This window comes from Litorisediminivivens sp. KMU-197 (assembly GCF_056858395.1).
Genome location: NZ_JBXEQG010000001.1, coordinates 879,230 through 902,627, shown reverse-complemented (window position 1 = coordinate 902,627; position 23,398 = coordinate 879,230). Strand labels below are relative to the sequence as shown.

The following is a 23,398-nucleotide window of genomic DNA, read 5'->3' as shown; positions in this document are numbered from 1 at the left end:
AAGAGGTTGGGTGCCGCGGCGCAGGTTTTACCCGCCCTTGGCCCGGGCCCGTGTCAGCCGGTCGACCTTTTCCCGCAGGGCGCGCAGCAGCGGCGTCTTGTCGGTGCGGTCAATGCCGTAACCGAGATTCCAGAGGTAATCGAACCCGGGCGCCTGTTGGCCGGTCACGTGCTGCGTCATGGTCTCGATCTTGTCGAGCCCCTTGGCCAGTTGCGCTTCGACGGTGCCACCGATTTCATATTCTTGCCAGAGGCTTACGATGCGATCCTGAACTTCTCTCGGAAGCCCGTCGCAGAGCGTCAGCAGGTCGGCATGCTCCTGCGCGGCCTTATCGGTGTCGGCGTTCTGGTGAATCGCCGGGATGTCGCCCGAGATCGCCTCGCCCAAATCGTGCACGATGCAGAGCCGCAACAACTGCAGGATATCCACGCCCTGCATGTCATCCTCGAGCAGGAGCACCAGCAGGCAGAGCGACCATGAGTGCGCCGCGACGTTTTCAGGGTGGCCGTCCGAGGTCCGGGCCGAGCGGTGAGTGTCTTTCAGCCGTTCGGCGCGTTGCAGGAAGGCCAGCAGACGGTCGAGCCGGTCGGGGGCGGAGGTGTCGGTCAGGGCTGGCTCCTGTCGGGGCGCGTTTTGTACAAATTGTACAAAACCACCCCCTGTTTTGTACAAAAGCCCCCGGGTCAGCTTCCGCTGGCGTCGAGCGCGTCGATGATCGGGCCGAAATCCTCGGGCTTCAGGCTGGCGCCGCCGACCAGCGCGCCGTCGACATTGCCGACCGCGAAGATCTCGGCGGCGTTCGATGCCTTGACCGAACCGCCGTAGAGCAGACGCATGGCGTTGCCCTTGTCGGCGCCGAACCGGTCGACCAGACGGTTGCGGATGAAGTCGTGGACCTCGCCGATCTGCGCAGTGGTGGGGACCTTGCCGGTGCCGATCGCCCAGACCGGCTCGTACGCCACGACCGTTTCGGACGGGGCGTCGTCGGGCAGGGAGCCTTGCAGCTGGGTGCCGATCACTTCGAGCGTGGCGCCGGTTTCGCGTTCCTCGAGGCTTTCGCCGATGCAGACCACGGTGGTCAGACCGGCGGCGATGGCGGCTTCTGTCTTGGCGCGGACGTCGGCGTTGTGTTCGTGGTGGTCGGTGCGGCGTTCGGAGTGGCCCGTGATCACGTGGGTGGCGCCGGCATCCTTGAGCATCACGGCCGAGGTGTCGCCGGTGTGGGCGCCCGAGGTTTCGGCGTGGCAATCCTGACCGCCGACGGCGACATGGCTGCCCGAGACGGCATGGGCGGCGCGGCTGATCAGCGTGGCAGGCGTGCAGATCAGCACCTCGCAGTCCGCCTTGTGGCCGGCCAGCGTCTTCAGGCGGTCAAGGTCCGCCGAGGTGCCGTTCATCTTCCAGTTGCCGGCGGCAAGCTTGCGTCGCATGTGATCTTCCTTTTCCCGCGTGTCGGCGCATCATTGCCCGGAACGGGCCGAGGTCAACCCCGCTTGCACTTGGGCACCATGGGATTTAGGTCGGGCGGCGAAGGGAGACCGGCGATGATACCAAGGATCGATGCCTGTTCGCTGCGCCAGCAGGATCCGCTGACCATGGAGGCGCTGGCGGTGGCGGCGCGCGAGATCGGCTTCCTGACGCTGACCGGCACCACGCTGGATGCGGCCCGCGTGCGCGAGGTGATCGAGACCTACCGCGCCTTCTTTCGCTTGCCGGAGGCCGAGAAACGCGCCGTCGACATGGCGCGCACCGGGTCCAACCGCGGCTGGGGCGCGCCGCAAAGCGAGCAGGTCGATCCCGACGCCAATCCGGATTACAAGCAGGTGTTCGATTGCGGTTACACGCTGGAGCCGGGCGATCCGCTGCGCGCGCTGGAGTTGCCGGTCTATGCCGACAACCTGTGGCCCGCGCAGCCGCCCGAGTTCCACCGCGTGATCCGGGCCTATTACATGGATGCGCTGGGGGTGGCGATGGATACCTTGCGCGGCGTGGCGCGGGCGATCGGCGCGCCGCCGGACTATTTCGACGACAAGTTCACCCGGCCGATGGCGCTGCTGCGGGGCAACTACTATCCGGAGCGGCCGTCATGGGCCGGGGAGAAGGACTTCGGCATCGCGGCGCATACCGATTACGGTTGCCTGACGTTGCTGGCCACTGACGGGGTGCCGGGGCTGGAGGTGCAGACCCGCGACGGCGGCTGGCTGCCGGTCGAGGCGGAGCCGGGTTGTTTCGTCATCAACTTCGGCGAGATGCTGGAGATGTGGACCGAAGGGCAGGTGGTGGCGACGCCGCACCGGGTGAAAGGGTCCGAACAGGAGCGGATTTCCGTGCCGATGTTCTTCAACCCCAATCACGACGCCAATGTCGCGCCGCCGGGATCGGACGAGGTGATCCTTGCCGGGGAACACCTGGCGAAGCGGTTCAACGAGACGTACCTGCATTTGAAGAACAAGGCCTAGCGGAGAGAGAACCCGCGCCCCGGACCTGATCCGGGGCCTCTTGGCCGGCACTGGAGGAGAGGTCCCGGCGCGGGGGCCGGGATGGGGACGCGTTCAGCTCAGCTTGGGGACGCCCTCGGGGAATTCCTCGGACAGCTCCTCGACATCCTTGAACTTGATCGACTCGCCGCAGCCGCAGGCGTCGGCGACGTTGGGGTTGTTGAATTTGAAACCGCTTTCCAGAAGCGAGACCTCGTAGTCGATCTCGGTGCCGAAGAGAAACATCTGCGCCATCGGTGCGATCAGGACGCGGGCGCCGTCCTGTTCGACCACCTCGTCGTGGTCACCGATCTCGTTGACGTAATCCATGGTGTATTCCATGCCCGCGCAGCCGCCCTTCTTGACGCCGATGCGCAGACCGGCGCGGCCGTCGCGCTGCATCAGCTTGACGATCTGGCGGATGGCGGCGGGGGTCATGGTTACCGCCTGTTTGCCGGGAATGCCGAACATGTCTCTGGTCTCCTTCGTGCCTTAACTAGGCATCCGCACGACGCCGGACAAGCGGTCGCGCGGCATCGAGGGGTTACATGAAGCCCAGTTCAAGGCGGGCTTCGTCGCTCATCATGTCCATGCCCCAGGGCGGATCCCAGGTCATTTCGACATCGACGTCCTGCACGCCGTCGACGGGCAGCACCGCATCGACCAGCCAGCCCGGCATCTCGCCCGCGACGGGGCAGCCGGGGGCGGTGAGGGTCATGATGATCCTGACCTTGTTCTCGGCGTCGATCTCGACCGTGTAGACAAGGCCGAGGTCATAGATATTCACAGGAATTTCAGGGTCGTAGACCGTGCGGCAGGCCTCCACGACCTTGTCATAGAGCGGGTGCTCGGTGCTCGACGGCTTGATCAGCGGCACGCCTTCCATCGGCGCGGTGGCGTCATTCATCGGGGGCCTCGTTTGATTTCTTAGCAAACATATAGGGAATAGGTGCGGCAGGGTCCAGAGGGGGGTGGGCCTAGGTCGTCAGATACGCTGCGGCGGGGTCGGCGCACAGGGCCTGCGGAGCGTTGCACACCGGCGCAAGGTTGACTTGCCCAACGGTGCGCACATGCTTGGCAGACACCGTGGAGGACAAAGTAACATGAGCGTTTTCCTGATCTGCGATGTCGTGGTCAAGGATCGCGACAAGCTTTCGGAATATCTCGGACTCGCCCGTGACACCGTGGAGCAATACGGCGGCCGTTATCTGGCACAGGCGGGTGGTGTTTCGGTTCTTGAAGGCGGATGGGATCCGCAAACGATGGTAATTGTCGAATTTCCGTCGCGGGACAATGCCATGGCCTGGTACAGATCGGCGGAATACGGCCCGGCGCTGGCGGTGAACCCGCAGGCGATGACGCGCAACATGATCCTGGTCGACGGGGTGGACGCGAGCGCAGTCAGTTGACAGGCAAGCCGGACCGGCGTTGGCTAGTCGTTGATGTCACGATCGAAGCGTTTGACCTGTCCGTGGGGCAGCGAGAAGACCTTGCGCAGGATCAGCCATGCGGCCAGCGACAGCCCGGCGAAGATCAGCAGGATCACGGCGGGCGAGAGCCAGGCCAGCGGCCCCAGCATGGCAAGCCCCATCAGCGCCGCGCCGATCGCGAACCCGAGAAAGACAAAGCCGGGCAGCAGCACTTCGGCGATGGCGAAGACGATCGCGGCGGCGAACCAGACCCACCAGGTGCTGACCAGATCCCACATCAGCCCTGTCCCCGGAGCAGCTTGAAGGCGTCGCCGAAGGCTTCGAGCGCCTGCGCCGGGATCACCAAGGTCTGGTTGCCCTCGCTGGCGCCGAGCCCGGCCATGGCCTCGACCTGTTTCAGCGCGACTTGATATTGCGCGGCCTGTATGCCGTGGTCCGCGATGGCCTTCGCCACGACTTCGGTGGCATAGGCCTCGGCGTCGGCCTGAATGCGGCGGGCCTTGGCGGTCTGCTCGGCAGCGTAAAGTTCGGCGTCGGCGTTCAGTTCGACCGCGCGTTTCGCGCCTTCGGCCTTGGTGACCTGGGCGCGGCGTTCGCGTTCGGCGTTAAGCTGTTGCAGCATGGCGTCGCGGGTCGCCTGATCGAGATTGACGTCGAGGATCTCGGCGCGGGTGACCTCGATCCCCCAGTCGTCGACCGCGTCCTCGACGCTGTGCTTGATGGTTTCGATCAGCGCGGCGCGGTTGGATTGCACGTGGTCGAGCTCCATCTTGCCGATCTCGGCGCGGACGATGCCGGCCACCGTGGTTTCGATCGCGGCGTCGATGTCACGGATGCGGTAGACGGTCTTTTCGGGCTCGATGATGCGGTAGAAGACCGATGTGTCGACCTGCACCAGCACGTTGTCGGAGGTGATGGCATCCTGGCTGTGGGTGGGCAGCTGGCGTTCGAGGATCGAGATCTTGTGGGCCACCCGGTCGAGAAAGGGCACGATGAAGTTGATGCCGGGGCCGAGCACGGCGTGCAACCGGCCGAAGCGTTCGACAACGTATTTCTCGGACTGGGGAACGATCTTGATACCGCGGAAGATCACCAGGATGAGGAAAACGGCGGCGAGCAGGTATACGAGGTTGTCCTGCAAAAGGGTAAGGATCATGTCTTCCATGAAGGCTCCGGTTCTTGTGGGGCCCGAAATGTGGGCTGACCGTGGGAATGGGTAATGTTTCCGACAGTATACCGGTTGGAGGGCAACGGGGAAGGCTGTTGTTGCGGGCGGCCGCGCGGCGGCCCGCGACCGGGAGTGGCGGCGGCGCAGGCCGGGTCCGGACGACCCGCCCTGCGGGCTGCGCCGGTCAGGCGGTCTTGCGCTTGCGGACCGGCTGCGGCCGGACGTGGGTTTCGATGTGGTCGTAGAGCAGGCCGGCGATGTTCTTGCCGCTGGCCTTCTCGATCCCTTCGAGGCCGGGCGAGGAGTTGACCTCGAGCACCTTGGGACCGGCTTCGGAGCGCAGCAGGTCCACCCCGGCCAGTTTCAGGCCGAACACGCGCGCCGCCTTTACCGCGGCCTCGCGTTCGGCGCGGGAGATGCGCACCACCTCGGCCGAGCCGCCGCGGTGGAGGTTGGAGCGGAAGTCGCCCTCGGCGCCGGTGCGTTTCATCGCCGCGACCACCTTGCCGCCGACGACGAGGCAGCGGATGTCCTCGCCCGCGGCCTCTTTGACGAAGTCCTGCACGAGAAAGTTGGCCTTGAGCCCGCGGAAGGCATCGATCACCGATTGCGCGGCCTTCTTGGTTTCGGCCAGCACGACGCCCTTGCCCTGCGTCGATTCCAGCAGCTTGACGATCAGAGGCGCGGTGCCCACCAGCCCGATCAGCCCGTCGGTGTCCTTGGGCGAGGCGGCGAAGGCGGTGTTGGGCATTCCGATCTTGTGCCGCGCCATCAGCTGGTGGGCGCAGAGCTTGTCGCGGCTTTGGGTGATGCCCTGAGAGCCGTTGATGCAATAGGTGCCGATGGTTTCGAACTGGCGCACCACGGCGGTGCCGTAGGAGGTCACGGACGCGCCGATGCGCGGGATCACCGCGTCGTAACGCGGCAGGCGCTTGCCGTCGTAATAGACGTCGGGCGACAGCGCGTTGATCGCCATGTAGCAGCGGGTGGTGTCGATGGTCTCGACCACGTGGCCGCGTTCCTCGCCTTCGGCCACGAGGCGCGCGGTGGAATAGTTCTGCTCGCGGCTCAGGACGGCGACGCGCAGCGCCCGGTTGGGGGCCATCTTGCGCACGCGGGTGGAGTGATAGACATCGAAGCTGAGTTCGGGCTGCTGGAACTTCTCGGACGGCACAACGGTGACCTGATCGGCCAGCGCCTGCCGGCCCAGCAGCATGTGGTTGGACATGCCGCGCCGGTCGGTCAGCGTCACTTCGATCGGCCAGGACTTTTCACCGACCTTGAGGTTGGTGCGGATGACGTAGCGGCTTTCAGCCTCGCCGTTCGACGAGATGACCTCGCGCCGGTCGATGATTTCGGCCGAACAGGGGATCGACAGGTCGTCGCGGCCCGGAATCGGATGGACGGCAAAGCGGACCTTGGGCTTGGAGGCGGGGCCGAAGCGCTCGATCTCGTAGGCGTGAAGCGCCGAGGTGCGGGCGCCGGTATCGACCTTGGCACGCAGGGCGGGCAGGCCGAGATCGGGCAGCGAGACCCACTCTTCCCAGCCCAGCTTGATTTCGTCGCTCATGTATTGCCCTCTCGTTCGCCAAGATGTTCAGCGGTAACGGGTGCGGGCGTAGGGATCAAGGACCGTGCGGGGGCGAGGCCGGGGGCGACTGTCATCCGTCGCAAGATATAGCGGCGCGGGGGCGCGTCAAACCGGCGGTCTCGACAACGGCGGGCAAAGCGGGCACATCGGCGGCATGACCGAGACATCCTTCACGCTTCATGCGACCGATGGCCGTGCCCGCCTTGGCACCATTTCCACCCCGCGCGGGGATATCCGTACGCCGGCCTTCATGCCGGTGGGCACCGCCGCCACCGTCAAGGCGATGCTGCCCGAAAGCGTCCGCGCGACTGGCGCCGACATCCTGCTGGGCAATACCTATCACCTGATGCTGCGGCCCACCGCCGAACGGATCGACCGGATGGGGGGCTTGCACAAGTTCATGAACTGGGAGCGGCCGATCCTGACCGACAGTGGCGGCTTTCAGGTGATGAGCCTTGCCGATCTGCGCAAGCTGACCGAGGAGGGGGTGTCGTTCAAGAGCCATATCGACGGGTCGAAGCACATGCTGACGCCGGAGCGGTCGATGGAGATCCAGCGGTTGCTGGGGTCGGACATCGTGATGTGTTTCGACGAATGCCCGGCGCTGCCGGCGGATCGCGACCGGATCGCCGAGAGCATGGAACTGTCGATGCGCTGGGCCGCGCGGTCGAAGGCGGCGTTCGGCGAGCGGCCGGGGCACATGCTGTTCGGTATCCAGCAGGGCGGGCTAGAGCGGGATTTGCGCGAGACCTCGGCCGAGGCGCTGCGCGAGATCGGGTTCGACGGCTATGCGATCGGCGGGCTGGCGGTGGGCGAGGGGCAGGAGGCGATGTTTTCCTGTCTCGACTATGCGCCGGGGCAATTGCCGGAGGACCGGCCACGTTACCTGATGGGCGTGGGCAAGCCGGATGACATCGTGGGCGCGGTGGCGCGGGGCGTGGACATGATGGACTGCGTGCTGCCGTCGCGTTCGGGGCGGACAGGGCAGGTGTTCACCCGGCGCGGTGTGCTGAACATCAAGAACGCGCGGCACCAGGACGATCCGCGGCCCTTGGACGAGGACTGCACCTGTCCGGCGTGCCGGAACTATTCGCGGGCCTATCTGCACCACGTGTTCCGCGCGCAGGAGATGATCTCGGGGATGCTGCTGACCTGGCACAACCTGCAATATTATCAGGACCTGATGGAGGGCATGCGGCAGGCCATCGCGCAGGGCAGCTTCGCGCAGTGGGCGGCTGATTTTCACGCCGGCCGGGCCGAGGGCGACATCGAGCCGATATGATGTGAAACGGGGTCCGCCCACCCATTCCGGGGCGGTTCGGGCCTCATCGCCGTTGCGATCATCCAACGGTTCTGGCGCATGGTCTTGTCGTGCCGGTCACCGTCGCGCGTCTGGAATTCATCCAAGATCGGCGCTTGCCCCTTGCCGCCGCAGCAGGCATTCTGATCCGCAACGAGAACAGGCCGGGCGATGGTCTTGAAGGAACCCTTTGCGGGTCTTACCTAGACTGCCTGACAGGAGCCGGACAGTGCTGCCGCGAAGCGGGGCCGGGCCGGTTTGCCAAGAACAAGGAAAGAGCATGCAAGAGCCCCTCAATTCCAGCTACCCCGTGCTGCCGCTGCGCGACATCGTGGTGTTTCCCCACATGATCGTGCCGCTGTTCGTGGGGCGCGAGAAATCGGTCCGCGCGCTTGAAGAGGTGATGGCCGACGACAAGCAGATCCTGCTGTCCAGCCAGATCGATCCGTCGGTGGACGATCCCGCCGAGGACGGCATCTACAAAGCGGGTGTGCTGGCCAATGTGCTGCAACTGCTGAAGCTGCCCGACGGCACCGTCAAGGTGCTGGTCGAAGGCGTGGCGCGGGTGCGGATTGTCGAATACCTTGAAAACGAAGACTTCTTCGAGGCCAAGTGCGACTACCTGACCGAGATGCCGGGCGATCAGGCCTCGATCGAGGCGCTGCTGCGCACCGTCGCGGGCGAGTTCGAGCGCTATGCCAAGGTCAAGAAGAACATTCCCGAAGAGGCGCTTGTCGCCGTGTCCGAAACCGAGGAACCGGCGAAGCTGGCCGACCTTGTCGCCGGGCATCTGGGCATCGAAGTGGACCAGAAACAGGACCTGCTTGAGACGCTGAGCGTGTCCGAGCGGCTGGAGAAGGTCTATGGCCTGATGCAGGGCGAGATGTCGGTCCTGCAGGTCGAGAAGAAGATCAAGACCCGCGTGAAATCGCAGATGGAGCGCACCCAGCGCGAATACTATCTGAATGAGCAGATGAAGGCCATTCAGAAGGAGCTGGGCGACGGCGAGGACGGCGCCAACGAGATTGCCGAACTGGAAGAGCGCATCAACGAGACCAAGCTGTCGAAGGAAGCGCGCGAGAAGGCGGATGCCGAGCTGAAGAAGCTCAAGAACATGTCGCCGATGTCGGCCGAGGCCACCGTGGTGCGCAACTATCTCGACTGGATGCTGTCGATCCCGTGGGGCGTGAAGTCGCGCGTCAAGAAAGACCTGCACAAGGCGCAGGGCATTCTCGACGACGATCACTATGGGCTGGAGAAGGTCAAGGAGCGTATCGTCGAATACCTTGCGGTGCAGCAGCGGTCGAAGAAGCTGAAAGGCCCGATCATGTGCCTTGTCGGCCCTCCGGGCGTCGGCAAGACCTCGCTGGGCAAGTCGGTGGCACGGGCCACCGGGCGTGAGTTCATCCGCATTTCGCTGGGTGGCGTGCGCGACGAGAGCGAGATCCGCGGTCACCGCCGGACCTACATCGGCTCGATGCCCGGCAAGATCATCCAGGCGCTGAAGAAGGCCAAGACCACGAACCCGCTGATCCTGCTCGACGAGATCGACAAGATGGGGCAGGACTTCCGTGGTGACCCGGCCAGCGCCATGCTGGAAGTGCTCGACCCGGAACAGAACGGCACCTTCGTGGACCACTATCTTGAGGTGGAATACGACCTGTCGAACGTGATGTTCCTGACCACGTCGAACAGCTACAACATGCCCGGGCCGCTGCTTGACCGGATGGAGATCATTCCGCTGGCAGGCTATACCGAGGACGAGAAGTGCGAGATCGCCAAGCGGCACCTGATCCCGAAGCAGATCAAGAACCACGGCCTGAAGAAGACCGAGTTCGAGCTGACGGATGCGGCGCTGACCGACATCGTGCGGTACTATACCCGCGAGGCCGGCGTGCGGAACCTTGAGCGCGAGATTGCCAAGCTGGCCCGCAAGGCGGTGACGGCGATCATCAAGGGCGAGGACGGCAAGGTCACGGTGACGCCGGAGAACCTGAGCGATTATCTGGGCGTGCGCAAGCACCGCTTCGGCTTGGCCGAGGACGAGCACCAGGTCGGTGTGGTGACCGGGCTGGCCTATACCTCGGTCGGCGGTGACCTTTTGCAGATCGAGGCGCTGCGCCTGCCGGGCAAGGGCCGGATGAAGACCACCGGCAAGCTGGGCGACGTGATGAAGGAGTCGATCGACGCGGCTTCCAGCTATGTGCGGTCGATCTCGCCCAAGATCGGGGTCAAGCCTCCGAAGTTCGAGAAGTGGGACATCCACGTCCACGTGCCGGACGGGGCCACGCCCAAGGACGGGCCCTCGGCCGGTCTGGCGATGGTGACGTCGATCGTTTCGGTGCTGACCGGCATTCCGGTCCGCAAGGACATCGCGATGACCGGCGAAGTCAGCCTGCGCGGCAACGCGATGCCGATCGGTGGCCTGAAAGAGAAGCTGCTGGCAGCACTTCGGGGTGGCATCCAGACGGTGTTCATCCCGGAAGAGAACGAGAAGGACCTGGCAGAGATCCCCGACAACGTGAAGTCGGGGCTGAAGATCATCCCGGTCAACCACGTCTCGGAGGTGCTGGAACAGGCGCTGATCCGCAAGCCCGAGCCCATCGAATGGGACGAAGCGGCGGAAGAGGCGGCGGCGCAGGCGCTGTCCAAGGGCGAGGATACCGCCAGCGCCGTGGCGCACTGATCCTGGCAGGCCATGCTGGCCGCTTGAATGAAACAAAGGCCGCCCGTCCCCGGGCGGCCTTTTTCGTGTTCGGCCGGTCGCCTATTCAGTGAGAATAATATCCACCGCCGCCGCCGCCGCCGCCATCTATGGCGGCTGCCGCTATCAATACCAGAAGCAGTATGCCTATCGTCAGCATCGCCCCGCCGCTGGATTCGGCCTGCGCATGCTGCCGTGTCGACACCACCGTCTGTTTCTTGATGTCCTTGGCGCCCGAACTGGTGTCAGCCACCGACGCCGTCGCGAACCCGGCGACAAGCGCCGCGATAAGAGTCTAATTTATTTGGTATGGTAATTAAAATTCGCAGACCGTGATCTGCTGACACCTATTATTGCCTCAGGTTCGCAGGCGATGACAGATTCTAAAAGGCGACCGTGTTTTCGGCCGATGGGGCGTTCCGTTTCGCGGCTGGGCAAGACGCCAGCGGACGCGTTGTCTTTGGAGGGCAGGGCGAGGGTGATCCATTCGGCCGAGATCCGTTCGGCGGCTGTCCTGAGAGGCAGGCGTGCATGATCGCGGCGGCCAGCCCGGGGAAGCTGAGAACAGGGACCTACCGCACTGCCGGAATGATAGAGCACCCTTGCCTGAAAGGCCCCCTTTGCTGGAAAGGGCCGCATCGCGCAGCCCTTTATCGTTGGCGGTTGCCGGATCAATTGCCCGATGCGGCCGCGGTCGCGAAGGTGACGAAGGCCGCGATCAGCACGAGGGCCATAGCGCTCACGGATGAGGCCTGCGTGGTCTCGGCGATGATGAACTCTTCAGGCATGACAGGCTCGTACCCGCCGGCCAGCGCCGGCGTGGTGAGACCGGTCGCGAGCGTGGCGACGAGGATTGTCTTTTTCATGATGGGTTTCCCTGCGGTTCCAGACGATTGCAACTGAACGGCATATTTTCCTGCCGGGTCAAATCCTTGGCCGAGACTGGCCATGATTGTTGCCGGACCAGTGCCAATCCGCGCGGGATGGTGCTTTTGTGGCTGTCAGCGCACCAACGTGCGCATGCCGAGGACCGGGTGTGCCGGGCCGGATCATCGCCGCGATTTTCTGGCCCGGACCCCCTTGCACCGCTTTGGCGGGGGCGCTAATAGACGCGTCACCGGGTGATTAGCTCAGTGGTAGAGCGCATCGTTCACATCGATGATGTCGGGGGTTCAAATCCCTCATCACCCACCAGAATTCGGCAGCGCGCTCCGGGGTTTCAACCTTGAGCGCGTTGTTCGTTTCCCCGCCTAAACGGCCTTGCACCCTGCGGGCGCTTGCGGCACAAGGCGGGGGTCCGGGTGATTAGCTCAGTTGGTAGAGCGCTTCGTTTACACCGAAGATGTCGGGAGTTCGAGTCTCTCATCACCCACCACCTTCCTTAGCGATTTCGCCTCAGTCATCTCATTCGGACAGGCGCAAAGGTCCGCTCTGCGACCAGAGTTGGATGCTGGATGCACGAACGGCGCCGTCAGCTTTATCATACCGCCGGATATTTAGCCGATAGCATTCCAAATAGTACTATGCTGCGCGACCTCGCTTCGTTAGGCTTGATTGCGATTTTACTGTGCTTATGGGCTGGGGAATTAATCTGTCGTCGAATTCCATCGAAGAGAGTTTCCGCGACACGAATGCATTCAGCATCAAGGCACTGTGATGGCGACAATTAATTTTAGAATGGCCAGCCGCGAGCTTCAGTTGTTCGGCCTGACAATAAGGGTGCTTGAGTGATGTTTGAATTCTTCCGAAAACTGATAGCTTTGTTCCGTCCGCCGACTTTTGATCCCAAGAACCCTCCGCTCGGAATGGAAGCGATGGATTTGGACCTGGTGAATAGGACGATTTCTGAGAACGAACGGATCACAGAAGAAAATCGGAAGGATATGAACCGTTTTTAGAAGAGAACGAAATTGGCAAGTTCGTGGCCGCATTGGTTTGTCAAATGCAGTAGAATCGGTTGGTTTCAATCAAGACGCGGACCTTGGCGCAGCCGCAGCGAAAGGTAGCAAAGCCGGCAGACCGGACCCACGCGACACCAAGGCAGATGCCACAAAAAAGCCCCGCACGCTGGCGGGGCTTTGTCGTTTAGGACGGCTTGTCGCCTCAGATCAGCTTGCCCATCGCCACGGCGGTGTCGGCCATGCGGTTGGAGAAGCCCCATTCGTTGTCGTACCAGCTCAGGATGCGGCACATTGTGCCTTCCATGACCTTGGTCTGGTCGGTGTGGAAGATCGACGAATGCGGGTCGTGGTTGAAGTCCGAGCTGACCAGTTTCTTGTCGGTATAGCCCAGAACGCCCTTGAGCGGCCCGTCGGCGGCGGCGCGGATGGCGTTGTTGATTTCCTCGACCGAGGTTTCGCGCGCGGCCTCGAACGTCAGGTCGACGACCGAGACGTTGGGGGTTGGCACGCGGATCGCCACGCCGTCGAGCTTGCCGTTCAGTTCCGGCAGCACGAGGCCAACGGCCTTGGCGGCGCCGGTCGAAGTGGGGATCATCGACAGGGCCGCCGCGCGGGCGCGGTAAAGATCCTTGTGCATGGTGTCCAGCGTCGGCTGGTCGCCGGTGTAGCTGTGGATCGTGGTCATGAAGCCTTTGACGATGCCGATCTCGTCGTTCAGCACCTTGGCCACCGGCGACAGGCAGTTGGTGGTGCAGGATGCGTTGGACACGATCAGGTCTTCGGCGGTCAGGCTGTCGTGGTTGACGCCGTAGACGATGGTCTTGTCGGCGTCCTTGCCCGGCGCCGAGATCAGCACCCGCGACGAGCCATTGTCGAGGTGCGCCTGACAGGCCTCTTTCGAGGTGAAGATGCCGGTGCATTCCAGCACGACGTCGACGTCCTTCCATGGCAGGTCGGCGGGGTTGCGTTCGGCGGTGACGCGCATCTGGCCGCGGCCGACGTCGATCCAGTCGTCGCCGGTTGTCACCTCGACCGGGAAGCGGCCGTGCACGCTGTCGTATTGCAGCAGGTGGGCGTTGGTCTCGACCGGGCCGAGATCGTTGATCGCCACCACTTCGATGTCGTTGCGGTCACTTTCGATGATGGCCCGCAGCACGTTGCGGCCGATACGTCCGAATCCGTTGATGGCAACTTTGACAGCCATGGTCCTCTCCTTTGTTTCGAGGCGCTCGTTGCGACCCGCCGGCGCACCCGCCGGGCCCGATTTTCCGTTAACGCTAACAAGCGCATTTGCCTGCGAAAGTCAACGCCGCGCTCAGCGCCAGAAGGCGACCCATTCCAGCAGCGCGAGGAACTTCTTCGCAAGGAAGAGAAACTGGTCGGTGCCATGCGCCAGGTAGCTCAGGCTGATGGCGGCCAGAACGAACAGGCCCAGGAAAAGCGCGATGCGGTTGGTCATGGGATGGCTCCGGTTTGCAGGCAAGGTGCCGCAGTCCGCGGCGCGGGGCAACCCCGGCGGCCCGGAAAGGGGTTTCGGGGATGGGTTGTGCCGTGTCAGGCTGGCCGGGTGAGTCTGGAACCGTGGGAGGAACGATCATGAAGCTTGTCCGGGAATTTGTCTGCATCACCTGCCTGTCGGCCATGCCGGCAATGGCGCAGCAAGCCACCGACGCGGTGACGCCGGAGGCGAATGTCGGGCCGCCGGCGTCCTTCGAGGGCATCTCTGACGCCGCGAAGGCATCCTGGGACGCCAAGCAGACCGGTGTGCCGGTGGAAGCGCAGGACTGGATGGTGGCGGCGGCCAACCCGCTGGCGGTCGAGGCCGGCGCGCGGGTGCTGCGCGACGGCGGCAGCGCGGCGGACGCCATGGTGGCGGTGCAGGCGGTGCTGGGGCTGGTCGAGCCACAATCCTCGGGCCTGGGCGGCGGGGCGTTCCTGGTGTGGTACGATGCGGCCAGCGGAGAGCTGACCACGCTGGACGGGCGCGAAACGGCGCCGCGCGCAGCCACGCCGCGGCTGTTTCAGGATGAGACCGGCGCGCCGCTGAAGTTCTTCGACGCGGTTGTGGGCGGCCTCTCGGTCGGCACGCCCGGCACGCCGGCGCTGATGGAGGAGGCGCATGCCCGCTGGGGCAAATCCGAGTGGTCGGGTCTTTTCGACGAGGCGATCGCGCTGGCGGAAGCGGGCTTCACGGTCTCGCCACGCATGTCGGGGATGGTGGGCAGCGACGCCGAGCGGCTGTCGCGGTTTCCGGCGACGGCGGCCTATTTCATGCCCGGGGGCAAGGGCGTGCAGCCCGGCGACAGGCTGGTGAATGCCGAATACGCCGAAACCCTGCGCGCCATTGCCGAGGGCGGCGCGTCGGTGTTCTACGAGGGCCCGATCGCCGAGGACATCGTGGCCACGGTGCAGGGCGCTAAGGGCAATCCCGGCGTGCTGTCGGCCACGGACCTTGCGCTCTATGAGGTCAAGGAGCGCCCGGCGGTCTGCGCCACCTACCGTGCGCACGAGGTCTGCGGCATGGGGCCGCCGTCGTCGGGGGCTCTGACCGTGGGGCAGATCCTGGGAATGCTGGACAACTACGAACTGGCGGAGCTGGGGCCGCAATCGGCCGAGGCTTGGCGGTTGATCGGCGATGCTTCGCGATTGGCGTTCGCGGACCGTGGACGCTATATGGCCGACAGCGATTACGTGCCGGTGCCGGTCGAGGGGCTGGTGGCGCCCGGGTACTTGCAGGAGCGTGGCGAGCTGCTGGGCGGCGACGATGCCTTGCCGGAGGTGGCGCCGGGCAATCCCGAGTTCGATCACGCGCTGCTCTGGGCTGATGACGCCAGCCTCGAGCTGCCCTCGACCTCGCACATCTCGATCGTCGACGGCGACGGCAACGCGCTGTCGATGACCACCACCATCGAGAATGGCTTCGGGTCGCGGCTGTTCGTGCGGGGCTTCCTGCTGAACAACGAGTTGACGGACTTTTCCTTCAAGACCCATGCTGACGGCGTGCCGATTGCCAACCGGGTGGAGCCGGGCAAGCGCCCCCGGTCCTCGATGGCGCCGACCATCGTGATGAAGGACGGCGCGCCGGTGCTGGTGACCGGCAGCCCCGGTGGAAGCCGCATCATCGGCTACGTGGTGCAGTCGATCATCGCGGTACTGGACTGGGGCATGGACGTGCAACAGGCCGCCGCCATGGGGCACCTGGTGAACCGCTTCGGCACCTATGACGTGGAAGAGGGCACCGACGCGGTGGCACTGAGCGAGGCCCTGACCGAGATGGGGTTCGAGGTGAACAGCCGTGGGCTGACCTCGGGGCTGCACCTGATCGCGGTGGGAGAAGGTCTGAAGGGAGGCGCAGATCCGCGGCGCGAGGGGATTGCGCTGGGAGAGTGACCGGACCGGTCAGTTTCCGGCGCGAGCGGCTGCGGCCTCGGGCAGGCCGGCCTCGATCCAGCGGCGGATCAGGTCGATCTCCTCGGGCGGCAGCGGACGTGACAGGAAGGGCATTCGCGGCGTGCTTTCACCGCGAATGCGGAGCAGCAGTTCGCTGGCCGCAGTGTCTCCCGCGATCAGTACCGCGCCCCGGTCTCCGCCGCGTAGCGTGAAGTCGTACCGGTCGAGCCGCAGACCACGCGCGGCTTTCGGGCCGGAGTGACAGTTGACGCAGCGCACCTTGAAGATTTCAGCAACGGCGAGCCAGTCGGGCGGCCCGGCTCGTTCTGTCCCTGCCTGCGCGGCCGTGGCAAGTATCGGCACGAGGCATATTGCGGTTCGTAGCGGGGTCAATCTGTCGCCTTTTCGATAGGACCGTGCGAACCGCACCAAGAATTGCAATTCGGATCGTGGTATTATGGTGCCTTCGACGGCGGTGCTTTTTCACCGTGAGTCGTCAACTTGGAGGATTCTATCATGAAAACTTGGACAGTAGGTATTCTGACGGCGTTTCTTCTACCGACCGCAGCATGGGCGGTGGATGTCGACCTGGACGAGCTGCGCTCTGCGGTCGAGAAGTACAAGGACATCGAGGTCGCCAAGGCCGACGGTTACATCACCCCCGACAACCATTGCGTTTCGGCAGCAGCCGAAGGTCTACCTGCGGATCTCGGAGCGATGGGCATCCATTACATGCGGCCCGATCTGTTGCAGATTTCTGCCACCGATCCAACGGTGGACGGCACCGGAACGTATACAGACTGGATGGCGCCGGCGATCCTGATCTACGAGCCGCAGGCCGACGGTTCGATGGAGCTGGTTGCCGTCGAGAATCTGGTGTTCGAGGCGGCGTGGAATGACGCCGGCAAGATGGAAGACCTGGTCTTCAACGGCCGTGCGTGGGATCACATGGCGGACGACCCGAACACTCCGGGCGACGAGGCGCATGGCTTTGCACCCCACTACGACCAGCATGTCTGGCTGTTTCGAGACAATCCTGCCGGGGAACTGATGCCGTTCAATCCTGCAGTGACCTGCGACAATCACCAACAGTAGGCACCGTGAATTACCCGGCGGCAGAGCCGCCGGGATGTCTCAGTGCAGCAACCGACCCATGTGAGCCGCCACATCGGCCATGCGCACCGAGAAGCCCCATTCGTTGTCGTACCACGCCAGCACGCGGACGGTACGGCCTCCGACGACTTTTGTCTGGTCGGGCGCGAAGATCGAGCTGTGCGGGGTGTGGTTGAAATCGATCGAGACCTTGGGCTCGGGATCGTAGGACAGCACGGCGCCCATGTGGCCGGCGGCGGCTTCGCGCACCACCTCGTTGACGTCTTCGACGGTGACGTCCTTGGCGGCCTCGAAGGTCAGGTCCACCGCCGAGACGTTGGGCGTAGGCACGCGCATGGCGGTGCCGTCGAGCTTGCCCTTGAGGTTGGGCAGCACCTCTCCCAGCGCTTTCGCCGCGCCGGTGGAGGTGGGGATCATCGCCATGGCGGCGGCGCGGGCGCGGTAGAGATCGTTGTGGCGGCGGTCCAGCGTCGGCTGGTCGCCGGTGTAGGAATGGATCGTGGTCATGATGCCGCGCTCGATGCCGATCGCCTCGTCCAGCACCTTGGCCAGCGGCGCGAGGCAGTTGGTGGTGCAGGACCCGTTCGAGATCATCGTGTCGCCGGGCACCAGGTCGCGGTGGTTGACGCCGTAGACCACGGTCTTGCCAACATTCTTAGCCGGCGCCGAGATCAGCACCGACTTGGCGCCGCGCTTGAGGTGGACGTCGGCCTTGTGACCGTCGTTGAAGTTGCCGGTGCATTCCAGCACCACGTCGCATCCGGACCAGTCGAGCTCTTCGGGATTGTAGGTCGAGAACATCTCCATCGGGCCACGGCCGAGGTCCATCGTGCCATTGGCAACCTTCACCTCGCCCGGGAAGCGGCCGTGCACGCTGTCATAGCGCAGCAGGTGCGCCGAGGTTTCCAGCGGGCCGGTGGCGTTGATCTTGACCACCTGCACATCGTTGCGCGCGCTCTCGGCGATATGGGCGAGGGTGCAGCGGCCGATGCGGCCGAACCCGTTGATCCCGACAGTAACCGTCATGTGTCTCGTCTCCTGCGGATGCCTTTGCGCGTGGGTTTACCGGCAGAATGTGGCATGGCAAGGGAAAAGGACATATTTCTCAATATGATAGCGTTAACCGTGGCAAGCGGGCACATGGTGGCGCTAACCCTGCGGCATGGTTGCGATAACGAAACCGCGGGGCTTCGCGGCTGGCCGTGCTAGGTGGGGGGCCATGACGACTCGGTTCGACGATATCGCGGTCCTGATGGGCCGTATCCTGATTGCGGTGCTGTTCCTCGGTGGGGCGGTGCAGAAGCTGGCCGATCCCGGTCCGGTGATGGATCTGCTGGCGGAGAAGGGGCTGCCGCCGTGGCTGGTCTGGCTGGCGCTGGCGTTCAATGCGCTGGCCGGGCTGGCGTTGATCGCAGGTGTCCAGGTGCGGGCGGTGGCGGCGCTGCTGGCGGCCTATTGCGCGGTGACATCGGTGTTTCACTTCCTGCCGGACGACCCCTGGCAGATGACGATCTTCGTCAAGAACTGGGCGATTGCCGGCGGCTGCCTGGTGCTGGCGGCCCATGGACCGGGACGCTGGGCCTTGCAGAGGGACGGTTGACCGCTACATTGCCGGGAAACCAGACGGGAGATCGACATGAGCGGCTTGCTGGCCTTGATGGACGACGTGGCGGCGATCGCCAAGGTTGCGGCGGCTTCGGTCGACGATATCGCGGGGCAGGCGGCCAAGGCCGGCGCCAAGGCGGCGGGCGCGGTGATCGACGATGCGGCGGTGACGCCCAAGTACCTGACCGGGTTTGCACCGGCGCGGGAACTGCCGATCGTCTGGCGCATCGCGCGCGGGTCGCTGATCAACAAGCTGGTGTTCCTGTTGCCGGCGGGGTTGGCGCTGTCGGCCTTCGCGCCGTGGCTGATCGCACCGCTGCTGATGCTGGGCGGGGCCTACCTGTGTTACGAGGGGGCCGAGAAGATCGCCCATGCGCTGGGGTTCGGTGCCGATCACGGCGGGCCGGACGGGAGTCATGCTGTCAAGGACCCCGAGCACCTCGAGGAGGCCAAGATCAAGGGGGCGATCAAGACAGACTTCATCCTCTCGGCCGAGATCATGACCATCGCGCTGGCGGCGATCCCGCCCAGCAGCTTCTGGATGGAGGCGGCGACGCTGGCCACCGTGGCGGTGATGATCACCGTTGCGGTCTATGGCGCGGTGGCGCTGATCGTGAAGGCCGACGACGTGGGGCTGTTTCTGGCCGCAAATGGGCGTCTGGCGGCCACCAAGGCGCTGGGACGCGGCATCGTGCAGGCCATGCCCTGGGTGATGAAGCTGCTGATGGTGGTGGGCACGGCGGCGATGCTCTGGGTCGGCGGGTCGATCATCGTGCACGGGCTGGCGCAGATGGGCTGGCACGGGCCGGAAGAGGTGATCCATCACTGGGCGGTGGCCTTTGCGCAACTCTGGCCGGAGGCCTGGTCCGGAATCATGGAATGGATCGGCAAGGCCGCCATCGACGGTCTGCTGGGGCTGGCGCTGGGGGTGCTGCTGATCCCCGTGGGCACGAAACTGGTGGCGCCGCTGTGGCGGTCGGTGTTCGGCGGCGAGGAAGCAACCGGGCATTAACCTTGCCGTGGCAGGGTGAGCCCATGCCAGAGCCGGATTTCATGTCGCCTGACCGATGGCTGCAATCGGTCTTTTCCGCCAAGGCGGTGAACCAGGGCGGGATCGTGCATCGCAAGATGCGTGACGTCGAACGCTACGCGGGGCTGCAGCGGTTCCAGGCCGAGGTGCAGCGGCGCGGGTTTCAGCTGGTGGAGAACAACGGATTTTACATCGTCCTATGCAACGCGGCGCGCGCACGGATGGTGGTGCGGGCCGATCCATCAATGGATCGGAACCGATCCGTTGACGGATCGGGGGCGCCACGGGGCCAGGACAGGGAACACCACCTGCGAAGGTACTGAACGGCGCGGAGGCCGACCTTGTGTGGGCCGGCCTCCGGAACGGAATGGAAAATCCATCAATGGATTTTGACCGATCCGTTGTCGGATCGGCGCACGCTCAGCCGAGCAGGTCTTTCACCTTGGCGACCGTCGCCTCGGCGGTGATGCCGAAGTGCTCGAACAATTGCTCCGCAGGCGCCGACGACCCGAAGCTGTCCATGCCGACGAACCCGGCCTTGGCCTCGCGGCCGCGTTCACCCAGAAGCCAGCGGTCCCAGCCCGCGGCGCGCACCCCGGCCTCGATGCCGACACGCACCGGACCGCCCGGCAGCACCCGTTTGCGGTAGCTTTCGTCCTGCGCCGCGAAAAGCTCCATGCAAGGCATCGAGACGACCCGGACACCGATGCCCTCGGCTTGCAGCATCTCGCGCGCCTTCATGGCGACGGAGACCTCGGAGCCGGAGGCGATCAGGATCGCCTGACGCTTGCCCTCGGCATCGGCCAGCACATAGGCGCCCTGCTCGGTCAGGTTCTTGGTCTTGTGCTCGGTGCGCACGGTGGGCAGGCCCTGACGGGTCAGCGACAGCACCGACGGCGTGGCCTGTTGGGTCAGCGCGATTTCCCAGGCCTCGGCGGTTTCGACCGTGTCGGCGGGGCGGAACACCAGCGTGTTGGGCGTGGCGCGCGAGATGGCCAGATGCTCGACCGGCTGGTGGGTCGGGCCGTCTTCGCCCAGACCGATGCTGTCGTGGGTCATCACGTAGACCACCGGCAGCCGCGACAGGGCCGAAAGCCGCATCGAGGGGCGCGCGTAATCGGTGAAGCACATGAAGGTGCCGCCGTAGGGGCGCACGCCGCCGTGCAGCGCCATGCCGTTCATCGCCGCCGCCATGCCGTGTTCGCGGATGCCGTAATAGACGTAGCGGCCATCACGGCTGTCCACGTCGAAGACGCCCAGATCGCCGGCCTTGGTGTTGTTCGAGCCGGTCAGGTCGGCCGAGCCGCCGACGGTTTCGGGCATGATCGGATTGACGACTTCCAGCACCATTTCCGAGCTCTTGCGGGTGGCCGCCTTGGGCCGTTCGTCGCTGATCTGCTTCTTGAGCGCCTTGATAGTGGCCGAGAGCTTCTTGGGGGCTTCGCCCGCCAGTTGCCGCTGGAATTCCTTCTGTTTCGATCCGGAGGCCGCCGACAGCCGCTGCGACCACTCGGCATGGGCCGACGCACCGCGTTTGCCGATTTCTTCCCAAGCGGATTTGACGTCCGCGGGCACCTCGAACGGGCCATAGGGCCAGCCGTAGGCCTCTTTCGCGGCGGTCAGCTGCTCGGGATCGGTCAGGGCGCCGTGGCCCTTGGAGGTGTCCTGCGCGGCGTGGCCCAGCGCGATGTGGGTCTTGCAGGCGATCATCGAGGGCAGGTCGCTCTTCTTGGCCTCGGCGATGGCGGCATCGATGGCCTGCGGGTCGTGGCCGTCAATCTCCTGCACGTGCCAACCGGCGGCTTGGAACCGCGTCACCTGATCGGTGCGGTCCGAAAGCTCGACCTTGCCGTCGATGGTGATGTTGTTGTTGTCCCAGAACACGATCAGCTTCGACAGCTTCTGACGGCCGCCGAGGGTGATCGCTTCCTGGCTGACGCCCTCCATCAGGCAGCCGTCGCCGGCGATGACATAGGTGTGGTGATCGACCAGCTTGGCACCAAAGCGAGCGCGCTGCAGCTCTTCGGCCATGGCGAAGCCGACCGAATTGGCGATGCCCTGACCGAGCGGGCCGGTGGTGGTCTCGATCCCCTTGGCGAGGAAGTTCTCGGGGTGGCCGGCCGTCTTGGAGCCCAGCTGGCGGAAGTTCTTGACCTGGTCGAGCGTGATTTCGGCATCGCCGGTCAGGTAGAGCAGCGAATAGAGCAGCATGGAGCCGTGGCCGGCCGACAGGATGAAGCGATCGCGATCGGGCCACTGCGGATCGGCCGCGTCAAACTTCAGGTGTTTTTCGTAGAGCACCGTCGCCACATCCGCCATGCCCATCGGCATGCCCGAATGCCCGGAGTTCGCGGCCGCCACCGCGTCCAGCGTCAGCGCCCGGATGGCCGCCGCCTTTTTCCAGTGTTCGGGGTGGGCGGATTTCAGTGCGTCGATGTCCAAGGGATCATTCCTTAAGAAGGTGCGGTTGCACGCTCAATACCAGCCGCGGGGCAGAGTTCAAGGCGGGGTGAACAGCGGCGTCTAAGTGCTTGATGTCAATAGGGGGGGCAATTTCACACAGGGTTGGGTAAACTCGTTGGAAAGCGCCGGAAAAGCGATTCGCGGCGCCAGGTTGCGGGTGGGCGGTGCAAAATCGTCGCGACGGACAGGGAAGGGAGGCCAAATGGCCGACATTGATGAGTTGCAGCGCAGGATAACGGCTGCGATCGAGCGGATCGGAAAGGGCGTGGACCTGCTGGATGCGGCACCGCCCGAGGATGCGGACGAGGTTGATGTTCCTGGCTTGCAGAAGAAGCTGGAAGAGACCGAGGCGGCGCTGGAAGAAGAGCGGCTGGCGGGTCAGCAGCGGGAAGAGCGGATCAAGGCTCTGCACGCCAAGCTCGGAGATGCGGAGGCCACGATGAGTGCGCGGCTCGAGGCGCAATCCGAGGCGACCGCCCAGATCGACCTTGAATTGCAGCGCCTGCGGCGCGCGAACGAGGCGCTGCGCGAGAACAACAAGGCCCTGCGGGCGGCCGTCAACGAAAGCGTCGCCGACCCGCATCTGATCAACACCGCGATGATCGCCGAACTGGAAGGTCTGAACGCGGCGCGCGCGGCCGAGGTGGCCGAGGCGGCGGCGATCGAGGCAGCCCTGAAACAGTTGCTGCCCGGCGACGGCGCACGGGAGGAAAGCTGATGCCTGAGGTCAACATCACCATCGGCGGCCGCTCGTTCGAGGTGGCCTGCCAGGACGGCGAGGAACATTTCCTGCACGCCGCCGCCGCGATGCTGGACACCGAGGCGCGGGTGCTTTCGGACCAGATCGGGCGGCTGCCGGAATCGCGGATGCTGCTGATGGCCGGGCTGATGCTGGCCGACAAGACGGCGGGGCTGGAAGACCGGGTGCGCGAGTTGGAAGACAAGCTGGTGGCAACCGAAGCCGAACGCAACAAGCTGCGCGACCAGCCGCGGCCCGATCCGGAAAAGGTCGAGGTGCCGGTGGTGCCCGCGGCGGTGATCGACACGCTGGCCGAACTGGCGGCACGGGCCGAGGCGGTGGCCGGCGCGGTCGAGGAAAAGGCGGGGACGGCCTAGCAGGTTGCCGCCGTCCCGGGCCCGAACCGGGACCTCCACGCCATCGCTTATGTCGAGGCCCCGGATCGGGGTCCGGGGCGTGTCACGCATCGGGTGGCAGAGGCCGTAGG

Annotated in this window: 25 protein-coding genes and 2 tRNA genes; 13 read left to right on the top strand and 14 right to left on the bottom strand. The window is 64.8% G+C overall.

Going from position 1 to position 23,398, the window contains the following annotated elements:
- Nucleotides 1-27 precede the first annotated feature (27 nt).
- Nucleotides 28-672, bottom strand: a complete 645-nt coding sequence (locus AC04PT_RS04345) for an HD domain-containing protein (RefSeq protein ID WP_482872296.1) — start codon at nt 670-672, stop codon at nt 28-30.
- A gap of 11 nt (nt 673-683) precedes the next feature.
- Nucleotides 684-1,430 (bottom strand): triose-phosphate isomerase, encoded by a 747-nt coding sequence (gene tpiA, locus AC04PT_RS04340; protein ID WP_482872295.1) that lies wholly within the window; start codon nt 1,428-1,430, stop codon nt 684-686.
- 114 nt (nt 1,431-1,544) lie between these two features.
- Between tpiA and AC04PT_RS04335 the strand changes: the two genes are divergently transcribed.
- Nucleotides 1,545-2,459, top strand: a complete 915-nt coding sequence (locus AC04PT_RS04335) for an isopenicillin N synthase family dioxygenase (RefSeq protein ID WP_482872294.1) — start codon at nt 1,545-1,547, stop codon at nt 2,457-2,459.
- Between the two features lie 93 nt (nt 2,460-2,552).
- Here AC04PT_RS04335 and AC04PT_RS04330 read toward each other — a convergent pair whose 3' ends face one another.
- Together AC04PT_RS04330 and AC04PT_RS04325 are read right to left on the bottom strand one after the other, a co-directional pair.
- On the bottom strand, nt 2,553-2,948 hold the full coding sequence (locus AC04PT_RS04330) for a HesB/IscA family protein (RefSeq protein ID WP_482872293.1): 396 nt from the start codon (nt 2,946-2,948) through the stop codon (nt 2,553-2,555).
- A 73-nt stretch (nt 2,949-3,021) separates the two neighbouring features.
- A complete protein-coding gene (locus AC04PT_RS04325) occupies nt 3,022-3,384 on the bottom strand; it encodes an SUF system Fe-S cluster assembly protein (RefSeq protein WP_482872292.1) in 363 nt (120 codons plus the stop codon).
- 196 nt (nt 3,385-3,580) lie between these two features.
- On the opposite strand from AC04PT_RS04325, the gene AC04PT_RS04320 reads away from it, so the two are divergent.
- Complete coding sequence (locus AC04PT_RS04320; RefSeq protein WP_482872291.1) at nt 3,581-3,886, top strand: DUF1330 domain-containing protein; 306 nt, start codon at nt 3,581-3,583, stop codon at nt 3,884-3,886.
- A gap of 23 nt (nt 3,887-3,909) precedes the next feature.
- Here AC04PT_RS04320 and AC04PT_RS04315 read toward each other — a convergent pair whose 3' ends face one another.
- The 3 genes from AC04PT_RS04315 to rimK all read right to left on the bottom strand — a co-directional run bounded on the left by AC04PT_RS04315 (nt 3,910) and on the right by rimK (nt 6,645).
- Nucleotides 3,910-4,185: an NfeD family protein gene (locus AC04PT_RS04315; RefSeq protein WP_482872290.1), complete on the bottom strand. Its 276-nt coding sequence runs from the start codon at nt 4,183-4,185 to the stop codon at nt 3,910-3,912.
- Nucleotides 4,185-5,072, bottom strand: coding sequence for an SPFH domain-containing protein (locus AC04PT_RS04310; RefSeq protein WP_482872289.1), 888 nt, complete (start codon nt 5,070-5,072; stop codon nt 4,185-4,187). Before AC04PT_RS04310 ends, AC04PT_RS04315 begins: the two co-directional genes overlap by 1 nt.
- A 187-nt stretch (nt 5,073-5,259) precedes the next feature.
- Nucleotides 5,260-6,645: a 30S ribosomal protein S6--L-glutamate ligase gene (gene rimK / locus AC04PT_RS04305; protein ID WP_482872288.1), complete on the bottom strand. Its 1,386-nt coding sequence runs from the start codon at nt 6,643-6,645 to the stop codon at nt 5,260-5,262.
- Nucleotides 6,646-6,820: 175 nt separating this feature from the next.
- Between rimK and tgt the strand changes: the two genes are divergently transcribed.
- Both tgt and lon read left to right on the top strand, forming a co-directional pair.
- Entirely contained in the window at nt 6,821-7,948 is a 1,128-nt protein-coding gene (gene tgt / locus AC04PT_RS04300) for a tRNA guanosine(34) transglycosylase Tgt (protein WP_482872287.1), read from the top strand.
- A 298-nt stretch (nt 7,949-8,246) separates the two neighbouring features.
- Nucleotides 8,247-10,652 (top strand): endopeptidase La, encoded by a 2,406-nt coding sequence (gene lon, locus AC04PT_RS04295; RefSeq protein ID WP_482872286.1) that lies wholly within the window; start codon nt 8,247-8,249, stop codon nt 10,650-10,652.
- A gap of 85 nt (nt 10,653-10,737) precedes the next feature.
- Here the strand turns inward: lon and AC04PT_RS04290 are convergent, their stop codons facing one another.
- Complete coding sequence (locus tag AC04PT_RS04290) at nt 10,738-10,923, bottom strand: hypothetical protein (protein WP_482872285.1); 186 nt, start codon at nt 10,921-10,923, stop codon at nt 10,738-10,740.
- Nucleotides 10,924-11,341: 418 nt separating this feature from the next.
- Nucleotides 11,342-11,536 carry a hypothetical protein gene (locus AC04PT_RS04285; protein ID WP_482872284.1) on the bottom strand — a complete coding sequence of 65 codons (195 nt, stop codon included), beginning with the start codon at nt 11,534-11,536 and terminating at the stop codon, nt 11,342-11,344.
- A 253-nt stretch (nt 11,537-11,789) separates the two neighbouring features.
- Between AC04PT_RS04285 and AC04PT_RS04280 the strand changes: the two genes are divergently transcribed.
- Both AC04PT_RS04280 and AC04PT_RS04275 read left to right on the top strand, forming a co-directional pair.
- Nucleotides 11,790-11,864: transfer RNA gene (locus tag AC04PT_RS04280), tRNA-Val, on the top strand.
- 105 nt (nt 11,865-11,969) lie between these two features.
- A tRNA-Val gene (locus AC04PT_RS04275) sits at nt 11,970-12,045 on the top strand.
- Nucleotides 12,046-12,773: 728 nt separating this feature from the next.
- Here the strand turns inward: AC04PT_RS04275 and gap (AC04PT_RS04270) are convergent.
- Nucleotides 12,774-13,775 carry a type I glyceraldehyde-3-phosphate dehydrogenase gene (gene gap, locus AC04PT_RS04270; RefSeq protein WP_482872283.1) on the bottom strand — a complete coding sequence of 334 codons (1,002 nt, stop codon included), beginning with the start codon at nt 13,773-13,775 and terminating at the stop codon, nt 12,774-12,776.
- Between the two features lie 111 nt (nt 13,776-13,886).
- Nucleotides 13,887-14,030 carry a hypothetical protein gene (locus AC04PT_RS04265; RefSeq protein ID WP_482872282.1) on the bottom strand — a complete coding sequence of 48 codons (144 nt, stop codon included), beginning with the start codon at nt 14,028-14,030 and terminating at the stop codon, nt 13,887-13,889.
- 137 nt (nt 14,031-14,167) lie between these two features.
- On the opposite strand from AC04PT_RS04265, the gene ggt reads away from it, so the two are divergent.
- Nucleotides 14,168-15,961, top strand: a complete 1,794-nt coding sequence (ggt, locus tag AC04PT_RS04260) for a gamma-glutamyltransferase (protein ID WP_482872281.1) — start codon at nt 14,168-14,170, stop codon at nt 15,959-15,961.
- 9 nt (nt 15,962-15,970) lie between these two features.
- On the opposite strand, the gene AC04PT_RS04255 is transcribed toward ggt, so the two are convergent.
- A complete protein-coding gene (locus AC04PT_RS04255; protein ID WP_482872280.1) occupies nt 15,971-16,324 on the bottom strand; it encodes a c-type cytochrome domain-containing protein in 354 nt (117 codons plus the stop codon).
- A 153-nt stretch (nt 16,325-16,477) separates the two neighbouring features.
- Here AC04PT_RS04255 and AC04PT_RS04250 point away from each other — a divergent pair, with 153 nt between their 5' ends.
- Nucleotides 16,478-17,056 carry a hypothetical protein gene (locus AC04PT_RS04250; RefSeq protein ID WP_482872279.1) on the top strand — a complete coding sequence of 193 codons (579 nt, stop codon included), beginning with the start codon at nt 16,478-16,480 and terminating at the stop codon, nt 17,054-17,056.
- Nucleotides 17,057-17,095: 39 nt separating this feature from the next.
- Here the strand turns inward: AC04PT_RS04250 and gap (AC04PT_RS04245) are convergent, their stop codons facing one another.
- Complete coding sequence (gene gap / locus AC04PT_RS04245; protein WP_482872277.1) at nt 17,096-18,100, bottom strand: type I glyceraldehyde-3-phosphate dehydrogenase; 1,005 nt, start codon at nt 18,098-18,100, stop codon at nt 17,096-17,098.
- A gap of 193 nt (nt 18,101-18,293) precedes the next feature.
- On the opposite strand from gap (AC04PT_RS04245), the gene AC04PT_RS04240 reads away from it, so the two are divergent.
- From AC04PT_RS04240 to AC04PT_RS04230, 3 genes are read left to right on the top strand one after another with little or no spacing between them, the layout of a single operon-like run.
- Complete coding sequence (locus tag AC04PT_RS04240; RefSeq protein ID WP_482872276.1) at nt 18,294-18,674, top strand: DoxX family protein; 381 nt, start codon at nt 18,294-18,296, stop codon at nt 18,672-18,674.
- Nucleotides 18,675-18,710: 36 nt separating this feature from the next.
- Nucleotides 18,711-19,691 (top strand): DUF808 domain-containing protein, encoded by a 981-nt coding sequence (locus AC04PT_RS04235; protein WP_482872275.1) that lies wholly within the window; start codon nt 18,711-18,713, stop codon nt 19,689-19,691.
- Nucleotides 19,692-19,732: 41 nt separating this feature from the next.
- Nucleotides 19,733-20,032: an N-(5'-phosphoribosyl)anthranilate isomerase gene (locus AC04PT_RS04230; protein WP_482872274.1), complete on the top strand. Its 300-nt coding sequence runs from the start codon at nt 19,733-19,735 to the stop codon at nt 20,030-20,032.
- A 97-nt stretch (nt 20,033-20,129) separates the two neighbouring features.
- Here AC04PT_RS04230 and tkt read toward each other — a convergent pair whose 3' ends face one another.
- The gene (tkt, locus tag AC04PT_RS04225) at nt 20,130-22,151 is read right to left on the bottom strand and encodes a transketolase (RefSeq protein WP_482872273.1); all 2,022 of its coding nucleotides are present in this window, start codon (nt 22,149-22,151) and stop codon (nt 20,130-20,132) included.
- A gap of 223 nt (nt 22,152-22,374) precedes the next feature.
- Between tkt and AC04PT_RS04220 the strand changes: the two genes are divergently transcribed.
- Nucleotides 22,375-22,890: a hypothetical protein gene (locus AC04PT_RS04220; RefSeq protein WP_482872272.1), complete on the top strand. Its 516-nt coding sequence runs from the start codon at nt 22,375-22,377 to the stop codon at nt 22,888-22,890.
- Entirely contained in the window at nt 22,890-23,288 is a 399-nt protein-coding gene (locus AC04PT_RS04215) for a cell division protein ZapA (protein WP_482872271.1), read from the top strand. Before AC04PT_RS04220 ends, AC04PT_RS04215 begins: the two co-directional genes overlap by 1 nt.
- The last annotated feature ends 110 nt before the right edge of the window (nt 23,289-23,398 follow it).